Origin of the sequence: Pseudomonas sp. B21-051 (assembly GCF_024748795.1) — a bacterium.
GTDB lineage: Bacteria > Pseudomonadota > Gammaproteobacteria > Pseudomonadales > Pseudomonadaceae > Aquipseudomonas > Aquipseudomonas putida_A.
In genome coordinates this window covers 1,153,311-1,170,375 of record NZ_CP087166.1, presented here as the reverse complement: position 1 = coordinate 1,170,375, position 17,065 = coordinate 1,153,311, and the positions used below count along the sequence as shown (strand labels likewise).

Below are 17,065 nucleotides of genomic sequence, written 5' to 3'. Positions count from 1 at the left end.
GCGGCATAAATGGACGGTTTGCCCATAGGGCCGATGCTCGCGGTATTTGTCCTGCTGATTTTATGGTCGGGGCTGTTTACCGCCGTCGAAATCGCGCAGCAGCACCTGCTCGCGCAACGCACCGCCTCGCGCGCCAGCGATAAGCCGCTGGCAAAGCTGAGCTTCCCGCTCGACAGTCTGATCCTGTGCAACACCCTGTGCCGCGCCCTCGCGGTGGTCATTGCCACACTGCTGGCAATCTTCCTTTGCGAAGAAAACGGCCCGTGGGCCGCCTGCCTCGGCGCCGGTGCCGTGTTGCTGGTGTTTGCCGATTACTTTCCGCGCACCGTGGCCCAGCGCTATCCGGATGCGGTGCTGTCGTTCGGCAATACCCTGCTGGCCGTTCCGCTGAAGATTCTTTACCCGCTGGCCTGGCTGCTGAGCCGCATCAGCGGTCTGCTACTGCGCCCCTTCGCGCGCAAACCCCAGGTGGTGCAGCAAAGTGAAGACGAAGAACCTGCCGACCCTGATAACGATCCGGAACACCCGTCTCGCACCCATCCGGTCTCAGGCATCCACGCGCTGGACAACATCACGGTCAATGACATTCTGGTGCCGCGCAGCGATGTCGACGGCATCAACCTCGACGACTCGATCGAAGAGATCATCGAACAACTGCGCCACAACAAGCGCACGCGCCTGCCGGTGTTTCACAGCGACATCAACCAGGTCGAAGCGGTGCTCAACACCCGGCAGATCCGCCATCTGCTCAACGACGGCCAACTGACCCGCGAAGCGCTGCTGGCCGCCAGCTACGAGCCGTACTTCGTCCCGGAAAGCACGCCGCTGCAACTGCAATTGCTGAATTTCCACAAGCAGCAGCGCCGCTTGGGCATGGTGGTGGACGAGTACGGCGAAGTACTGGGCATCGTCACTCTGGAAGACATTCTCGAAGAAATCGTCGGCGAATTCGAAAGCGAGCACAGCCTCGACAACCCGCACATCCATCCGCAGGCCGACGGGCGCATGGTGATCGACGGCACTGCGTCGATCCGCGAGTTGAACAAATGCCTGGGCTGGCATTTACCGAGCGACGGGCCAAAGACCCTCAACGGCCTGGTGACCGAGGCACTGGAGAGCATTCCGGAAAGCGCGGTGTGCCTGAAGATCGGACGCTACCGGCTGGAGATTCTCGAGACCGAGGACAACCGGGTGAGCAAGGTGCTGATCTGGCATACGAGCGCGGCGACTGCCAAGGTTTAAGCGCTTTTGTGGCGAGGGAGCTTGCTCCCGCTCGGGCGCGCAGCGGCCGTAAATGTGTTGGGGTCGCTTCGCAACCCAGCGGGAGCAAGCTCCCTCGCCACAGGAAGATCAATCGACGTCAATCCGCTGCGATCTTTTGCTCTTGTTTGATCGTTAGCCCCCTTCCTATAATCGAGCCGCTTACCCAAGCGCTGCCGAGCCCTGTGCTTACCCCGCACTAAGGCGGTTTCGGCCATTTTCCGCACGACCCCGACGACTGTTCCTACTCGAAACAGCGCTCGCGCCTCATCCCACATCCCTGGGTGTTCAACCATAATAATTCGCTCCAACGGAGCTCATGACTGTCAGGGATCACCGCATGACGACCAGTACCGCTTACAGCGCCACCGCGCCTGCCCAGCCGACCAACTCCGCCACCCGCGTGGCGACAGCGAGTTTCATCGGCACCGCTATCGAGTTCTACGACTTCTACGTTTACGCCACGGCCGCCGCACTGGTTATCGGGCCGGTGTTCTTTCCGCAGACGTCCGGCACCGCGCAAATGCTTTCGGCGTTCCTCACCTTCGGCATCGCCTTCCTCGCCCGTCCTCTGGGTTCGGCGCTGTTCGGCCACTTCGGTGACCGTATCGGGCGCAAATCGACACTGGTCGCCTCGCTGTTGCTGATGGGCGTCTGCACCACGTTGATCGGCGTGCTGCCCGGTTACGCCAGCATTGGCGCCTGGGCACCGATTCTGTTGTGTGTGCTGCGTTTCGGTCAGGGACTGGGCTTGGGTGGCGAATGGGGTGGCGCGGCGTTGCTGGCCACGGAGAATGCGCCCAAGGGCAAAAGGGCGTGGTTCGGCATGTTCCCGCAGCTTGGTCCGTCGATCGGCTTTCTCGCAGCCAACGGCCTGTTTCTGACCCTGGCCATGACCCTCGATGACGAGCAGTTCCGCAGCTGGGGCTGGCGGATTCCATTCCTCCTCAGCGCGGCACTGGTGATGGTCGGCCTGTATGTGCGCTTGAAACTGCACGAAACCCCGGTATTCGCCAACGCTATCGCCCGTCAGGAGCGAGTGAAGGTGCCGCTGGTCGAGCTGTTCAGCCAGTACTGGTCGCCCACCCTGCTCGGCGCAGCGGCCATGGTGGTGTGCTATGCGCTGTTTTATATCTCGACGGTGTTTTCCCTGAGCTACGGCGTGTCCACCCTCGGCTACAGCCGTGAGACGTTTCTTGGACTGCTGTGTTTTGCCGTGCTGTTCATGGCCGCGGCAACACCGTTGTCCGCCTGGGCCAGCGATCGTTACGGGCGCAAACCGGTGCTGATCGTCGGCGGTGTACTGGCGATACTGTCCGGGTTCCTGATGGAGCCGTTGCTGACACAAGGTTCGACCTGGGGTGTGGCGCTGTTCCTGTGCATCGAGCTGTTCTTGATGGGTGTGACGTTTGCCCCGATGGGCGCGCTGCTGCCGGAACTGTTTCCGACCCACGTGCGCTATACCGGCGCATCGGCCGCTTACAACCTCGGCGGGATCGTCGGCGCCTCGGCGGCTCCGTTCTTTGCGCAGAAACTGGTGGCGATGGGTGGTTTGAGTTATGTCGGTGGGTATGTGTCGGCGGCAGCGGTGCTCAGCCTGATTGCTGTGCTGTGCCTGAAGGAAACGAGGAATAACGATCTGAATCAGGTTGCCTGACGGAAGATCAAAAGCTTCGCGAGCAGGCTCGCTCCCACATTGGAATGCATTTCCCTGTGGGAGCGAGCTTGCTCGCGAAAGCCGCGACTCGGTTTACAGTTCTACAACGACAGCCTGAGCAGCCCGGGTCGCCTTGGCACGCGCAGCCTCGATCGACTCATCCCGCGCCAACGCCACGCCCATCCGGCGCTGACCATTGACTTCAGGCTTGCCGAACAGACGCAGTGCCGTGTCCGGCTCGCTCAGCGCTTCGCCAAGGTTGGCGAACGCGGTCTGGGTCGACTGCCCTTCCACCAGAATCACCGCCGAAGCCGATGGGCCGAACTGACGGATCAGCGGCACCGGCAGACCGAGAATGGCGCGCGCGTGCAGGGCGAACTGCGACAGATCCTGAGAAATCAGGGTCACCAGACCGGTGTCATGCGGGCGCGGCGAAACTTCGCTGAACCACACCTGATCGCCCTTGATGAACAGCTCGACGCCGAACAGCCCGCGACCACCGAGGGCCTCGGTCACGGCTTTGGCCACGCGCTCGGACTCAGCCAGGGCAATCGGGCTCATGGCCTGCGGCTGCCAGGATTCCTGATAGTCGCCCTTCTCCTGACGGTGGCCGACCGGTGCGCAGAACGTAGTGCCGCCGATGTGGCGCACGGTCAGCAGGGTGATTTCGTAGTCGAAATCGATGAAGCCTTCGATGATTACCCGACCTTTGCCGGCGCGACCGCCCTCTTGCGCGTAATCCCAGGCTTTCTGCACATCATCGGCGCTGCGCAGCAGGCTCTGGCCTTTGCCCGACGAGCTCATGACTGGCTTGACCACGCACGGGAAGCCCAGGTCCTGCACGGCTTTGCTGTAGTCCTCGAAGGTGTCGGCAAAGTGGTACGGCGAGGTTGGCAGGTCCAGCTCTTCAGCGGCCAGACGGCGGATGCCTTCGCGGTTCATGGTCAATTGCGCGGCGCGGGCGGTCGGGATCACGGTGAAGCCTTCGGCTTCCAGCTCGACCAGCGTCGCGGTGGCGATGGCTTCGATTTCCGGCACGATGAAGTGCGGCTTCTCGGCTTCGATGACTGCACGCAGGGCCGCGCCGTCGAGCATGTTGATCACGTGGCTGCGGTGCGCAACCTGCATGGCCGGCGCGTTGGCGTAACGGTCGACGGCAATCACTTCAACGCCCAGGCGCTGCAGCTCGATCACCACTTCCTTGCCCAACTCACCACAGCCACACAGCAATACGCGGGTCGCGGTCGGCGACAATGGAGTTCCGATACGGGTCATCTCAGGTCCTCAAAGAAGCGGATCATCGAGGAAAGCAACGCCAGACGCGCTTTCCATGGGGAGAAAGCGCGGCATTTTACATGAACCGCAGGGTTTGGCTCAGTTGGCGACAGCCTGTTTGCGCTCGCGCCAGGCCATGATCAGCCAGACGGCAGTGACGCCGGCAAACTTCGAGACCAGTGCGGTGATGATCACCGGTGGCGTCATCAGGTCGATCATGCCGAAAAAGATGAAGGTATCGAGGGGAATGCTCAGCGCCGAGCTGATCCACAGGCGGTCGCGCAACGGCCGCTTGGTGACACTGAACACCAGCCAATCGATGATTTCCGACACCGCGAACGCCGTGGCGCTGGCCAACGCGATCGACGGATCGGAGGTGACATAAGACAGCACCAGCGCCGCCAGCATCGCCACCAGTGCACCGTGGCCGAAGCGGGTTTGCACCATGTCGCGCAACACGAACACCAACCCGCCCCAGGCCGACCAGATAATGTCCAAATGCGGTGCGGTGGAGAAGGCGAAGTTGATCAGCACGACGCTGCTGATGTAGGCGATGAGGAAAATCATGGCGGTGACCTGGGAAATTGGCGCACAGGTTACTTCAGGCAAAGCAGAATCAAAAGATCGCCGCCTGCGGCAGCTCCTACAGGAAGATCGCATTCCCATGTAGGAGCTGCCGCAGGCGTCGATCTTTTGATCTTGGCTACTTGTTTGGCGTCGACCCGATCATCCACACCAACCCACTGGCCTTCGCCCGTTCATGACACAACCCGAGCACCCCCCGCCGCTCGTCATTGGTCATCCGCCCCCAGCGCGTGATCTCCGCGACCGTGCGCTGGCAACCGGTACAAATATCGTCTTCATCCAGTGCGCAGATATTCACACACGGCGAGGCAACCGGTCTTTCGGGAGTACTCATTCTTCCTGCTCGACCAGATCACGCGCATAGCGTTGCGAGTTATGCACATAGTGCGCAGCGCTGGCTTCGAGCATCTTCTTCTGCGGCTCGGTCAGCTCACGCACGACCTTGCCCGGCGAGCCCATGACCAGCGAGCCATCGGGGATCTCCTTGCCTTCGCCGATCAGCGAATTGGCGCCGATGATGCAGTTCTTGCCGATTTTCGCGCCGTTGAGGATCACTGCGTTGATGCCGATCAGGCTGTAGTCGCCGACGGTGCAGCCATGCAGCATGGCGTTGTGACCGATGGTCACGCCGGTGCCGATGGTCAGCGGATAGCCCATGTCGGTGTGCATCACCGTGCCGTCCTGGACGTTGCTGTTCTTGCCGATCAGGATCAGTTCGTTATCGCCGCGCAATACGGCGTTGAACCAGACGTTGGCGCCCTCTTCCAGTCTGACCTTGCCCACCAGCACGGCATTGGGCGCTACCCAGCTCTGTGGATGGGTTTCGACGCGGGCGTCGCCCAGGCGGTATTTCATCTTGTTTTCCTCAGGGCTCACGATGACGGGCCATTCGAGCGATGGCTTCAGGTGTTGATATAGCTTTTGGGCGGATGATGCAGGCTGATCTGTTCGTCATAGAGCAGATTGATCAGTTCGACGATCATGATAGCGGTCAAACCCCAAATCTTGAATTCGCCGTAGCGATAACTCGGCACATACCAGCTGCGGCCCTGGTAATCGATACGGTGCGTGTGTTCGCGCGGATCTTTACGGAAGAACTCCAGCGGGACGTTGAATACCGCTGCGATCTCGGCATCGTTGGCCTGGTATTCGACGAAGTCCGGGATCACCCCGACATACGGCGTGACCTTGATGCCATGCAGGGAGATCAGCGGGCTGAGCGGGCCGATGACCTCGACCAGCCCCGGTGGCAGGCCGATTTCTTCTTCGGCTTCGCGCAGAGCGGTGAAGATCAGATCGGGGTCTTCCGGGTCACGGCGTCCGCCGGGGAAGGCCACCTCGCCGCCATGGGTCGAGAGGCCGCTGGCGCGCAGGGTCAGCACCAGCTCGGGTTCGTCACTGCGGGTGATCGGCACCAGAACAGCGGCCTCGGGGAAACGTTTATCGGTCTCCAGCGTGCCCGGTGTGTGGTTGCTTACCCTATGCAGTAGCTCGTCCAGCATGAGTGTTCTCGATCAGTGCCTTACCCTGCATCATGCACCAATCATTGCAGCCGCCCAAGCCCCTCGCCGGGCCATGTCGCGAAACGACAACTTGCCGACCGGCACCGCTGCACGCCAAGATAGGCGCAGCATTCAGGAACCCCAGCATGAAATTTTGCAGCCAGTGCGGCAACCCGGTGACCCAGCGCATTCCCGAAGGCGACTCGCGGCTGCGATTTGTCTGTGACAGCTGTCAGACCATTCACTATCAAAACCCCAATATCGTCGCCGGTTGCGTCGCGACCTGGGGCAGTAAAGTGCTGCTCTGCCGCCGCGCCATCGAGCCACGCCTCGGTTACTGGACGCTGCCCGCCGGTTTCATGGAAAACGGCGAAACCATCGAGCAAGCCGCGATCCGCGAAACCGCCGAGGAAGCCTGCGCCCGAGTGCGTAATCTGAGCATCTACACGCTGATCGACGTGCCGCACATCAGTCAGGTGCACGTATTTTTCCGCGCCGAACTGGCCGATCTGGACTTTGCTGCCGGGCCCGAAAGCCTCGAAGTACAACTATTCGACGAAGCCGACATCCCGTGGGACGAGCTGGCTTTCCGCACCGTGGGGCGTACCTTAGAATGCTTCTTCGCTGATCGCCGCGCCGAAAGCTACCCGGTTCGCTCCGAATCGATTCCGCCGTTGACGCAGCCTGCCATCACCTAAAAGCTTCTATAAATAAAATATCTGCGTCACTCCCTGGGGAATCGTTTCAATGCGCTGGTTGCTTGCCCTGTTTTGCCTGTCGTTCGTCACCGTGTCTCAAGCGTCATTCGTGACCACCGTGACGCCGTCGAATACCCCGATGATCGAAAAAATCCTGGTGCTCAAATCGGCTCATCAACTGCAATTGATCGCCGACGGCAAGCCGATCAAGACCTATCGCATTTCCCTGGGCAAGGGCGCGAAAAAAGGTCCGAAACTGATTGAGGGCGACAAACGCACGCCCGAAGGTTTCTACTGGATCGACTGGCGCAAGGTCAGTGAAAAATTCAACCTGGCGATGCACATCTCCTATCCGAACATCAGCGATTCGGCCCGTGCCCGTCGTGAAGGCGTCGAGCCTGGCGGCATGATCATGATCCACGGCACCCCGGATTCGGAAGAAACCCCGGAAGACCTGTTCCACACCCTGGACTGGACCGACGGCTGCATCGCCATGCGCAACATGGACATGCGTGAAGTCTGGGGTCTGGTGCCGGACGGCACGATGATCGAGATTCGCCCTTAACCAGCGACCACTGGTCACCCGCAAAAAAATAAATCAGAAGATCGCAGCCTGCGGCAGCTCCTACAGGGTTGATACCACTTCCCACTGTAGGAGCTGCCGCAAGCTGCGATCTTTTGCTTTTTAAAGCTCACCCCTAATACCACTTCAATACATCACACCCGAAACCCGCCATTTCATTGGGCTGCACGCCAGTTCCCCGCGTTGACATGGTATTCAAGTGGTATTAATTTCCGCCCCACAAGCGAGCCACAACAATCCTATACTCGCGTCGGAAATGACCTACATGAACGACCTCCAGGCCCTACGCCCAGATGACTCCCAGCCGACGCCGCTGTACCTGCAGCTGGCGCGCAATCTGGAATCGGCGATCCATTCCGGGCAATGGAAGGCCGAGCAGGCGATGCCGTCCGAGCGCAACCTCAGCGAGCAACTGGGGATCTCCCGGGTCACCGCGCGCAAGGCGCTGGAAGTGCTGCTCGATCAAGGTCTGATCCGCCGCCTGCAAGGTTCCGGCACGTTCATCACACCCCGTCTGGAACAACCGCTGTCACGCCTCTCGGGCTTCAGCGAAATGCTCCGCCTCAAAGGTTTCGTCCCCAGCTCGCAGTGGCTGGAACGCGAAATCACCCTGCCGACTCACGAAGAACTGATCCGCCTGAGCCTGTCGCCGAACGACAAGGTCGCGCGCATGAAACGCCTGCGCAAGGCTGACGACACGGTGATGGCCATCGAGATGAGCACCCTGCCCGCCTCGATCATGCCCAAGCCGCACCTGGTCGGCGATTCGCTCTACGAATACCTCGACGGCATCGGCAAACCGATCGTCCGCGCCCTGCAGCACATCCAGGCAATCAACGCCTCGGACGAGTTCGCCGCGCTGGTCGGCATCGCCCCCGGCACCGCCATGCTGCTGATGACCCGGGTCGGCTACCTGGAAGACAACACGCCGATCGAAGTCACCGACACCTATTGCCGCAACGACTACTACGACTTTGTTGCAGAGCTGCGTCGTTAAGAGCAGCCATAAGCGAGAACCGAAATGTCCGAAGACAACATCCTCACCGCCAGCGGCTGGGTTCGCGGCCGGCTGATCCACGAACACGGCAAAGTCGTGTCGATCGAAGGCGTACCCTGCGATCCGGCCGACAATGACCTGCCCTACCTGCTGCCGGGCTTCATCGACCTGCACGTCCACGGCGGCGGCGGCAAAGACATCATGGAAGGCGCCAGCGCTTTCGAAACCATCACCCGCACCCACGTGCGCTTCGGCACCACCTCGCTGCTGGCCACCACCATGACCGCGCCGAGTGCCGAGATCTCCAGCGTGCTGAAAGAGGTCGGCGAGTTCTGCGAACAGCGTCCGCAAGGTGCCGCCCGCGTCCTTGGTGTGCATCTGGAGGGCCCGTACATCAACCCCGGAAAACTCGGCGCGCAACCGAACTTTGCCCACACTGCGTTGATGGCTGAGGTCGAGGAATACCTGGCGCTGGCGCCGATCCGGGTGATCACCATCGCCCCGGAAATCGCCGGTCACGACGGGTTGATTCGTGAACTGAGCAGCCGCGGCATCCGCATGCAGATCGGCCACACCCTCGGCAGCTACGAGGAAGGCGTCGCCGCCCTGGATGCCGGCGCGACCAGTTTCACCCATTTGTACAACGCCATGAGCCCGCTGCATCACCGCGAACCGGGGATCGTCGGCGCCGCGCTGGCCCACGCCAAATTCGCTGAGCTGATCCCGGACTTGCTGCACGTGCACCCTGGCGCGATCCGTGTGGCGCTGCGTTCGATCCCGTGCCTGTACTGCGTCACCGATTCGACCGCCGCCGCCGGCATGCCCGACGGTGAATACAAGCTCGGCAGCCACACCGTGACCAAATGCCTGGGCGGCGTGCGCCTGCCCGATGGGACGTTGGCCGGCAGCACCCTGACCATGGATCAGGCCCTGCGCAACCTGGTGAAGATCGGATTGCCTATCGCCGAGGCCTCGCAGCGCCTGTCGCAATTCCCCGCCGATTACCTCGGCATCACTGAACGCGGGCGCCTGCAACCGGGGGCCTGGGCCGACTGCGTGCGGCTGGATCGCTCACTCACACTGACCGCCGTCATGGTCGAAGGAGAAGACATTGACTTCAAAAATGCTTGAAGAGGCGCTGTCCTCGTTCGAGGCCGTGCAAGCCCAACTGCAACAGCTCGACCCGCAAATGATCGAGATCGCCGGGCGCCTGCGCCGTCAGCCGCCGCAAGTGGCGATGACCGTTGCGCGCGGCAGCTCCGACCATGCAGCGAGCTACTTCGCCTACCTGACCATGCAGCAACTGGGCGTACCGGTGGCGTCGTTGCCGATGTCGGTGGTGACCATGCAGCAGGCGCCGCTGAAGGTCAGCGGTCAGGTGGCGTTCGCGTTCTCGCAATCGGGGCAGAGCCCGGATCTGGTCAACAGCCTGCGTCTGCTGCGCAAGCGCGGCGCACTGAGCGTATCGATGGTCAATGCCGCCGATTCGCCGTTGGAAGCGGCTTGTGAATTCAGCCTGCCGTTGCTCGCCGGTATCGAAAGCAGCGTCGCCGCGACCAAGAGTTTTATCGCCACCCTCAGCGCCAGTGCCCGCCTGATCGCGCACTGGAAAGAAGACAGCGAACTGCTGGAAGCGCACAACGCGCTGCCCGAAGGACTGCGCGACGCGGCGCAGCAGGACTGGAGCACCGCGATCGACGCCTTGCGCGACTGTGAACGCCTGATGGTCATTGGCCGTGGCGCCGGTTTCGCCATCGCGCAGGAAGCCGCGCTGAAATTCAAGGAAACCTCGGCGATCCAGGCCGAAGCCTTCAGCAGCGCCGAAGTCCGTCACGGCCCGATGGCGCTGATCGACGAGAACTACCCGCTGCTGGTGTTCGCCCCACGCGGTGCCGAGCAGGCCGGTCTGATCAGCCTTGCGGCAGAGATGCGGCAACGCGGCGCCCGTGTATTGCTCGCGGCGCCGGACGACATCCTTGAACGCGACCTGACCCTGAGCCGCGCCGAGCACCCGGCCCTCGATCCGATCCTGGCGATCCAGAGTTTCTACGTGATGGCCGCAGGTCTCGCCGTGGCCCGTGGCATGGACCCGGATCAACCGCGCCACCTGAGCAAAGTGACCCGTACGCACTGACACCCGCTGACCGATATACAACCCTGTCGACGGATGCGAAAACCGTTGATTGATGCACAACCCTGTAGGAGCTGCCGCAGGCTGCGATCTTTTGATGTTGTTTTTTTAATCAAGGTCAAAAGATCGCAGCCTGCGGCAGCTCCTACAGGGGAAAGCGAAATTACTGATGAGACCGAGCCATGCACAACAACAATAAAGAGCTGACCCTCAGCGCCCCGCTCAGCGGCCCGGTGCTCACGCTCGCCAAAGTCCCGGACGCGGTGTTCGCCAGTGGCGCGATGGGTGACGGCATCGCCATCGACCCGCTGAATGACACCCTGTATTCGCCCTGCGCCGGGGAGATCATCCACGTCGCCCGCACCGGCCACGCGCTGACCGTACGCGCCGACAACGGCGCGGAAATCCTCCTGCATCTGGGCCTGGACACCGTTGAACTGAACGGCGAAGGCTTCTCAATGCTGGTCAAGGAAGGCACGCGGGTCAGCAACGGCCAACCGTTGTTGCGCTACGACCTGGACAAGGTCGGCCAGCAGTGCAAAAGCCTGGTCAGCCTGTTGATCCTGACCAACAGCCAGGATTTCCAGGTGCGCCCGATCACGCTCAGAGCGGTGAAGGTCGGCGAGCCGCTGCTGCACATCATTGCGCGCAACAGCTCTGCGGCGACTGCCGAAGCGGTTGGCGGGCCAGAGGTTCAGGGTCAGGTGCTGGTGGCGCATCGCGGCGGTCTGCATGCGCGCCCTGCCGCACTGATTCGCCAGACCGCGCAAGGCTTCAAGAGCCAGTCGCAGCTGCACTTCGCCGGTAAATCGGCGCCGTGCAACAGCCTGATCGGCTTGATGGGACTGGCCATCGGCGAGCAGGATGAGGTGCACGTCAGCTGTCAGGGGCCGGACGCCGAAGCCGCGCTGCAAGCCTTGCTCAGTGCGTTGGCGACCGCCCTGCCCGATGATCATCACGCCGCTGCACCGGTCAGCGCCGCACCGCGCAAGCGTTCGGCCGAAGCTGGCGTACTGCAAGGTGTGTGCGCCGCACCGGGACTGGTCGGCGGGCCGCTGTTTCGTCTGAATGCGATCAGCCTGCCGGCGGATGCGGGCAATCATGCTCCGCTTGAGCAACTGCAGAAACTTGAAGCCGCGCTGAATCAGGTTCGCGGCGAAATCAACGCTACTCTCGCCCAAGCGAAAAAGCACAAGAGCACCGACGAAGAAGCGATCTTCGCCGCGCATCTGGCACTGCTCGAAGACCCGGCCCTGCTCGACGCCGCGCAGCATGCTATCGACCAAGGCACAGCGGCGACCCACGCGTGGAGTCAGTCGATCGACGTGCAGTGCGAAGTGCTGCAACACACCGGCAGTGCGCTGCTGGCCGAACGCGCCAATGACCTGCGCGACCTCAAGCAACGTGTCCTGCGCGCCCTGCTCGGCGAAGCCTGGCATTACGACGTGCCGACCGGCGCCATTGTCGCTGCGCATGAACTGACGCCATCGGATCTGCTGCAACTCAGCGCGCAAGGTGTCGCCGGGTTGTGCATGGCCGAGGGCGGCGCGACTTCCCACGTGGCGATTCTGGCACGCGGCAAAGGTCTGCCGTGCCTGGTTGCACTGGGCGCCGCTTTACTCGATCAAGCACAAGGTCAGTCGGTGGTGCTGGATGCCGATGGCGGCCGCCTCGAACTGACGCCGAACGCCGAACGCCTGGCCGAAGTACAACAGGCGCAAATCGACCGTCAGCAACGCCGCGATGCGCAACAAGCCAAGGCGCATCTGCCCGCCGAAACCCGCAATGGCGTGGCGATCGAAGTGGTCGCCAATGTCGCCTCCAGCCATGAAGCGGCAGACGCCTTTGCCAATGGCGCCGATGGCGTCGGCCTGCTGCGCACCGAGTTTCTGTTCGTCGACCGGCAGACCGCGCCGGACGTCGAAGAGCAGCGTGCCGCCTATCAAGCCGTGCTCGATGCCATGGGCGAGCACTCGGTGATCATCCGCACCATAGACGTCGGTGGCGACAAGCAACTCGACTACCTGCCGCTGCCCGCCGAAGCCAACCCGGTCTTGGGTCTGCGTGGCATTCGTCTGGCCCAGGCCCGCCCGGAAATCCTCGATCAGCAACTGCGCGCACTGCTGCAAGTCAGCCCGCTGCGCCGTTGCCGGATCCTGTTGCCGATGGTCACCGAAGTCGACGAACTGCTGCACATCCGCCAACGGGTCGATGCGCTGTGCCTGGAGTTGGGCATCAATCAGCGCCCGGAAATCGGCGTGATGATCGAAGTCCCCGCCGCCGCGCTGCAAGCCGAACAACTGGCCGAGCACGCCGATTTCCTGTCGATCGGCACCAACGACCTGTCGCAATACACCTTGGCCATGGACCGCGACCACGCAGGTTTGGCCGCCCGCGTCGATGCCCTGCATCCGGCACTGCTGCGGCTGATCGCCATGACCTGCGCAGGTGCGGCGGTGCACAAGCGCTGGGTTGGCGTGTGCGGTGCCCTCGCCTCCGACCCACTGGCGACGCCGGTGTTGATTGGTTTGGGCGTGAGGGAGCTGTCGGTCAGCCCGGTACAAATCGGTGAAATCAAGGATCGCGTGCGCCAGTTGCACGAGGCCGAATGCCAACGCCTCAGCCACGACCTGCTGAAACTCAACAGCGCCGCTGCGGTACGTCAGGCCTGCCACCAGCATTGGCCTCTGCACTAACAACAAGCTCTCTATAAAGAGCAGGGAGAACCACCATGTACCAACTCTTCATCGAAGGCCTGCAACGCCTCGGCCGCGCGCTGATGCTGCCGATCGCGATCCTGCCGATTGCCGGCCTGCTGCTGCGTCTGGGTGACACCGACCTGCTGAACATCGCGATCATTCACGATGCCGGCCAGGTGATCTTCGCCAACCTGGCAATGATCTTCGCCATCGGCATCGCTGTTGGTTTCGCCAAGGACAACAACGGCACCGCAGGCCTGGCCGGAGTGATCGGTTACCTGGTGATGATCTCCACCCTCAAGGTGCTCGACCCGAGCATCAACATGGGCATGCTCGCCGGGATCGTCAGCGGCCTGATGGCCGGCGCGCTGTACAACCGCTTCAAGGACATCAAGCTGCCGGAGTACCTGGCGTTCTTTGGCGGCCGTCGCTTCGTGCCGATCGTCACCGGTTTCGCCGCCGTCGCGCTAGGCGTAGTGTTCGGCTACATCTGGCCGCCGATCCAGCACGGCATCAACAGCTTCGGCAGCCTGATGATGGAAAGCGGCAGCTTCGGCGCCTTCGTCTTCGGCGTGTTCAACCGGCTGCTGATCGTCACCGGCCTGCACCACATCCTCAACAACATGGCGTGGTTCGTATTCGGCAACTTCACCGACCCGACCACCGGAGCGTTAGTCACCGGTGACCTGTCACGCTACTTCGCCGGCGATCCGAAGGGCGGCCAGTTCATGACCGGCATGTTCCCGATGATGATCTTCGGCCTGCCCGCCGCATGCCTGGCGATGTACCGCAACGCGTTGCCCGAACGCCGTAAAGTCATGGGCGGGATCTTCCTGTCGATGGCTTTGACGTCGTTTTTGACCGGGGTGACTGAACCGATTGAATTCGCCTTCATGTTTTTGGCGCCGTTGTTGTATCTGCTGCATGCGCTGCTGACCGGCCTGTCGATGGCGATCACCAATGCGCTGAACATCCACCTCGGTTTTACCTTCTCCGGCGGCTTCATCGACATGGTGCTGGGTTGGGGGCGCTCGACCAATGGCTGGCTGGTGATCCCGGTCGGGCTGGCGTATGCCGTGGTGTATTACGCGGTGTTTGATTTCTGTATTCGTCGTTTCAATTTGAAGACGCCGGGGCGTGAGGATATTGCGGCGGCTGACAAGGCTGTTCTCACCGAGAACGAGCGCGCTGCGGCTTACATCAAGGCACTCGGTGGTGCGGAGAATCTGGTCACCGTCGGTGCCTGCACTACCCGGTTGCGTCTGGAAATGGTTGATCGCAACAAGGCTTCCGATGCTGATTTGAAGGCACTGGGTGCGATGGCCGTGGTACGCCCGGGCAAGGGCGGCAGCTTGCAGGTGGTGGTTGGGCCATTGGCCGACAGCATCGCCGACGAAATCCGCCTCGCCATGCCGACGCTGGGGCGTGCGTTGGTGGCTGCGCCTGCGGTGGTGGTCGAGGAATCGAAAGCCGTATTGGTCACAGCACCGGAAGCCCAACAATGGCTGACTGCCTTGGGCGGTAGCGAGAATGTGCTGCAGTTGGACTGCATCGCCCTGACGCGCATTCGCCTGCAACTGGCCGATGGTAAAGCGTTGTCCGAGGCTCAATTGAAAGAGTTGGGGTGTCAGGGCGTCAGCCAGTTGGAAGGTGGGGTCTGGCATTTGCTGATTGGCGAGAAAGCGGCGAGTTTGAGTGGGGCGTTGGAAAGCCTGGTCAATCGAAGCGAGGTCAGCGCCAAAGTGTAACCCCTACATCACTCTCTGTAGGAGCTGCCGAAGGCTGCGATCTTTTGACTTTGATTTTTTGCCATCAAAAACAAATCAAAAGATCGCAGCCTTCGGCAGCTCCTACAGGCAAGCGATCAACCTAAAGAATCAGCTCGGTTAGCAGACCGCCATCGCTGGCAAGCCAGGCTCCCACAGGTTGTGTAGTGTTCCCAAAATCGTGCACGACGTAGGGCAGCCAGCCTGCTGGCGATGCACGATGACGTGGTAGTCAGGTCTGCGGATCAACTCGATCCAGTGCACGGTTTACCGCCAGTTCGGCGAGCATGACGATTTGCTGGATCGCCAATGCGGTGCTGCGTTGCAGGCCGCTGAGTTCGTTGGCGAAGTTGCTGGCCATGGCACTGGCGCAGGCCAACGATTCGTAGGCGTGGGCCAGCAGGGTTTCGGTGTCGATGCCGGGGTTCACCAGGAACATCGTGCTGGGCTGGCGCGGCTGGGCCGGTTGTGGGCTCAGGTAAAAATCGAGGGCGCGTTTGATGGCTTCGCGGTTTTTGGCGAGGTCTTCGGCGCGGATGGCTTCGGCGAGTGGGGTGGTGGGTTCGTGGGGTGGATCGGGGATTAGCTTGTCCAAAGTTCAACTCCTGCTACAGCTAGTGTGAATGCCATCGTTCGCCGGATCTCACGCGGCGAAGAGGTGGCAGCTATGTGCAGGGTGAGATCCACCGGAGCAGGCAACCGGCCAGACCGAAGTCTGCCCGCACACAGCCGCCATAAAGCAGGCAGCAGATTGAGCTGGCGCCAATTATCGTAGCGTTGGCGCTAGTTGCAAGCTTTCCGGGGATCTCACGCCCGGTCGCTGAATTGGCAGCGACAAGCAAAGCCTAGAGACCGGACGTCCGACGGACAACCTGAAAACCTTGTGGGAAGGTTCTGGTAATTCCACACACCCTTAAACACAAAACATCCCCCTGTAGGAGCTGCCGAAGGCTGCGATCTTTTGCCTTTGGCTTCCCACAATCAAAGGCAAGATCAAAAGATCGCAGCCTTCGGCAGCTCCTACAGGTGAGAATTGCAGATTGGTCGGCTCTCAGGCCGCCATCGCTGACAAGCCAGCCCCCACAAAAACCAACAGCAGACCGCATCCGCTTCTCACCACTCAACAGGATGAGCGTTAGCTCGGCTGCAGCTCTTGATCTTGATCCACGGGCGACGTCGGCAGGCTGAGCGCAGGGATTGATCCGGGCGTGGGAGCGCAGCGACCGTTTGGCGAAGCCAAACACAGCGAGAGGAGGTGCAGCGAAGCAAACCGTAGACGCTGCGCCCGGATCGATCCCGGAGCGAAGGGACCCCGAGCCCCAGCGAGCGGGCCGAACGTAGGAGCAAGCGTTTTTTTGCTTACTTTTTTTTAGGCGTTTGTAAAAAAAGTGAGTCGCCGTAAGGGCGAAACCGCCAGCCGCAGCCCCCGAAGAAACGGATATTCACTCAGTCAGCCAGAACGTGGTCGCCTGTCAGGGCGCCATCGCTGGCAAGCCAGCTCCCACAATGAAATGAAGTCACCCCTCAAATCGCAGGCAACAAAAAACCCGCAGACAATCACTCATCTGCGGGTTTCTCGTTCCAGCGGCAGAAAGATCAGAAATCTTCCAACCGCCACACCTCATAAGCCGGCGTCTCGTAAGGGTGGCTCACCTTAAGGGCAGCCACCACATCACGAATCAACTCGTCACAAACGACAAGCTCAACCTTCCATTCCTCAACTTGCTCAACCTGCCCCGCTTGCCCAATAAACGGCTGACTGCCATCCAACGGACGAAACTGGCCCAGACCGAGCACCTGCCAAGCACAGTGGTCATAGTCACCGATCCGCCCACCACCGGCAGCGAATACGGCTTCCTTGACCACCTCGACATGGCTGTCAGGAACAAAAAACGCCAGCTTGTACACAGGC

Annotated in this window: 16 protein-coding genes; 9 read left to right on the top strand and 7 right to left on the bottom strand. The window is 61.5% G+C overall.

Annotated elements, in window-relative coordinates; translation table 11 throughout:
* The first annotated feature begins 9 nt into the window (after positions 1-9).
* Positions 10-1,242, top strand: a complete 1,233-nt coding sequence (locus LOY52_RS05090; protein WP_258678574.1) for an HlyC/CorC family transporter — start codon at positions 10-12, stop codon at positions 1,240-1,242.
* Positions 1,243-1,600: 358 nt separating this feature from the next.
* Positions 1,601-2,917, top strand: coding sequence for an MFS transporter (locus LOY52_RS05085; protein WP_258678573.1), 1,317 nt, complete (start codon positions 1,601-1,603; stop codon positions 2,915-2,917).
* Between the two features lie 93 nt (positions 2,918-3,010).
* Here LOY52_RS05085 and purT read toward each other — a convergent pair whose 3' ends face one another.
* The 5 genes from purT to LOY52_RS05060 form a co-directional block, all read right to left on the bottom strand.
* Positions 3,011-4,192, bottom strand: coding sequence for a formate-dependent phosphoribosylglycinamide formyltransferase (gene purT / locus LOY52_RS05080; protein WP_258678572.1), 1,182 nt, complete (start codon positions 4,190-4,192; stop codon positions 3,011-3,013).
* 99 nt (positions 4,193-4,291) lie between these two features.
* Entirely contained in the window at positions 4,292-4,759 is a 468-nt protein-coding gene (locus LOY52_RS05075) for a VUT family protein (protein ID WP_258678571.1), read from the bottom strand.
* A 136-nt stretch (positions 4,760-4,895) separates the two neighbouring features.
* A complete protein-coding gene (locus tag LOY52_RS05070) occupies positions 4,896-5,111 on the bottom strand; it encodes a DUF1289 domain-containing protein (protein WP_258678570.1) in 216 nt (71 codons plus the stop codon).
* Positions 5,108-5,632, bottom strand: coding sequence for a gamma carbonic anhydrase family protein (locus LOY52_RS05065; protein ID WP_042606912.1), 525 nt, complete (start codon positions 5,630-5,632; stop codon positions 5,108-5,110). Before LOY52_RS05065 ends, LOY52_RS05070 begins: the two co-directional genes overlap by 4 nt.
* Positions 5,633-5,679: 47 nt before the next feature.
* Complete coding sequence (locus LOY52_RS05060) at positions 5,680-6,279, bottom strand: CoA pyrophosphatase (RefSeq protein ID WP_258678569.1); 600 nt, start codon at positions 6,277-6,279, stop codon at positions 5,680-5,682.
* A gap of 146 nt (positions 6,280-6,425) precedes the next feature.
* Between LOY52_RS05060 and LOY52_RS05055 the strand changes: the two genes are divergently transcribed.
* The 7 genes from LOY52_RS05055 (at position 6,426) to nagE (ending at position 15,135) form a co-directional block, all read left to right on the top strand.
* Positions 6,426-6,977: an NUDIX hydrolase gene (locus LOY52_RS05055; RefSeq protein WP_027610966.1), complete on the top strand. Its 552-nt coding sequence runs from the start codon at positions 6,426-6,428 to the stop codon at positions 6,975-6,977.
* A 49-nt stretch (positions 6,978-7,026) separates the two neighbouring features.
* Positions 7,027-7,542, top strand: coding sequence for a murein L,D-transpeptidase family protein (locus LOY52_RS05050; protein ID WP_027610965.1), 516 nt, complete (start codon positions 7,027-7,029; stop codon positions 7,540-7,542).
* 283 nt (positions 7,543-7,825) lie between these two features.
* Entirely contained in the window at positions 7,826-8,557 is a 732-nt protein-coding gene (locus LOY52_RS05045) for a GntR family transcriptional regulator (protein ID WP_027610964.1), read from the top strand.
* A 24-nt stretch (positions 8,558-8,581) separates the two neighbouring features.
* A complete protein-coding gene (gene nagA, locus LOY52_RS05040) occupies positions 8,582-9,688 on the top strand; it encodes an N-acetylglucosamine-6-phosphate deacetylase (RefSeq protein WP_115988143.1) in 1,107 nt (368 codons plus the stop codon).
* Complete coding sequence (locus tag LOY52_RS05035; protein ID WP_258678568.1) at positions 9,669-10,691, top strand: SIS domain-containing protein; 1,023 nt, start codon at positions 9,669-9,671, stop codon at positions 10,689-10,691. Before nagA ends, LOY52_RS05035 begins: the two co-directional genes overlap by 20 nt.
* A gap of 179 nt (positions 10,692-10,870) precedes the next feature.
* Complete coding sequence (ptsP, locus tag LOY52_RS05030; protein ID WP_258678567.1) at positions 10,871-13,384, top strand: phosphoenolpyruvate--protein phosphotransferase; 2,514 nt, start codon at positions 10,871-10,873, stop codon at positions 13,382-13,384.
* 35 nt (positions 13,385-13,419) lie between these two features.
* Positions 13,420-15,135, top strand: a complete 1,716-nt coding sequence (gene nagE / locus LOY52_RS05025) for an N-acetylglucosamine-specific PTS transporter subunit IIBC (protein WP_258678566.1) — start codon at positions 13,420-13,422, stop codon at positions 15,133-15,135.
* Positions 15,136-15,385: 250 nt separating this feature from the next.
* Here nagE and LOY52_RS05020 read toward each other — a convergent pair whose 3' ends face one another.
* Together LOY52_RS05020 and LOY52_RS05015 are read right to left on the bottom strand one after the other, a co-directional pair.
* Positions 15,386-15,748 (bottom strand): DUF6124 family protein, encoded by a 363-nt coding sequence (locus tag LOY52_RS05020; RefSeq protein WP_064586103.1) that lies wholly within the window; start codon positions 15,746-15,748, stop codon positions 15,386-15,388.
* 1,001 nt (positions 15,749-16,749) lie between these two features.
* Positions 16,750-17,061: a YqfO family protein gene (locus LOY52_RS05015; RefSeq protein WP_258678565.1), complete on the bottom strand. Its 312-nt coding sequence runs from the start codon at positions 17,059-17,061 to the stop codon at positions 16,750-16,752.
* Between the last annotated feature and the right edge of the window lie 4 nt (positions 17,062-17,065).

Excerpts from the sequence above, each read along its gene's own strand:
- LOY52_RS05090 (WP_258678574.1), top strand. The coding sequence starts at position 10 with ATGGACGGTTTGCCCATAGGGCCGATGCTCGCGGTATTTGTCCTGCTG.
- LOY52_RS05085 (WP_258678573.1), top strand. The coding sequence starts at position 1,601 with ATGACGACCAGTACCGCTTACAGCGCCACCGCGCCTGCCCAGCCGACC.
- purT (WP_258678572.1), bottom strand. The coding sequence starts at position 4,192 with ATGACCCGTATCGGAACTCCATTGTCGCCGACCGCGACCCGCGTATTG.
- LOY52_RS05075 (WP_258678571.1), bottom strand. The coding sequence starts at position 4,759 with ATGATTTTCCTCATCGCCTACATCAGCAGCGTCGTGCTGATCAACTTC.
- LOY52_RS05070 (WP_258678570.1), bottom strand. The coding sequence starts at position 5,111 with ATGAGTACTCCCGAAAGACCGGTTGCCTCGCCGTGTGTGAATATCTGC.
- LOY52_RS05065 (WP_042606912.1), bottom strand. The coding sequence starts at position 5,632 with ATGAAATACCGCCTGGGCGACGCCCGCGTCGAAACCCATCCACAGAGC.
- LOY52_RS05060 (WP_258678569.1), bottom strand. The coding sequence starts at position 6,279 with ATGCTGGACGAGCTACTGCATAGGGTAAGCAACCACACACCGGGCACG.
- LOY52_RS05055 (WP_027610966.1), top strand. The coding sequence starts at position 6,426 with ATGAAATTTTGCAGCCAGTGCGGCAACCCGGTGACCCAGCGCATTCCC.
- LOY52_RS05050 (WP_027610965.1), top strand. The coding sequence starts at position 7,027 with ATGCGCTGGTTGCTTGCCCTGTTTTGCCTGTCGTTCGTCACCGTGTCT.
- LOY52_RS05045 (WP_027610964.1), top strand. The coding sequence starts at position 7,826 with ATGAACGACCTCCAGGCCCTACGCCCAGATGACTCCCAGCCGACGCCG.
- nagA (WP_115988143.1), top strand. The coding sequence starts at position 8,582 with ATGTCCGAAGACAACATCCTCACCGCCAGCGGCTGGGTTCGCGGCCGG.
- ptsP (WP_258678567.1), top strand. The coding sequence starts at position 10,871 with ATGCACAACAACAATAAAGAGCTGACCCTCAGCGCCCCGCTCAGCGGC.
- nagE (WP_258678566.1), top strand. The coding sequence starts at position 13,420 with ATGTACCAACTCTTCATCGAAGGCCTGCAACGCCTCGGCCGCGCGCTG.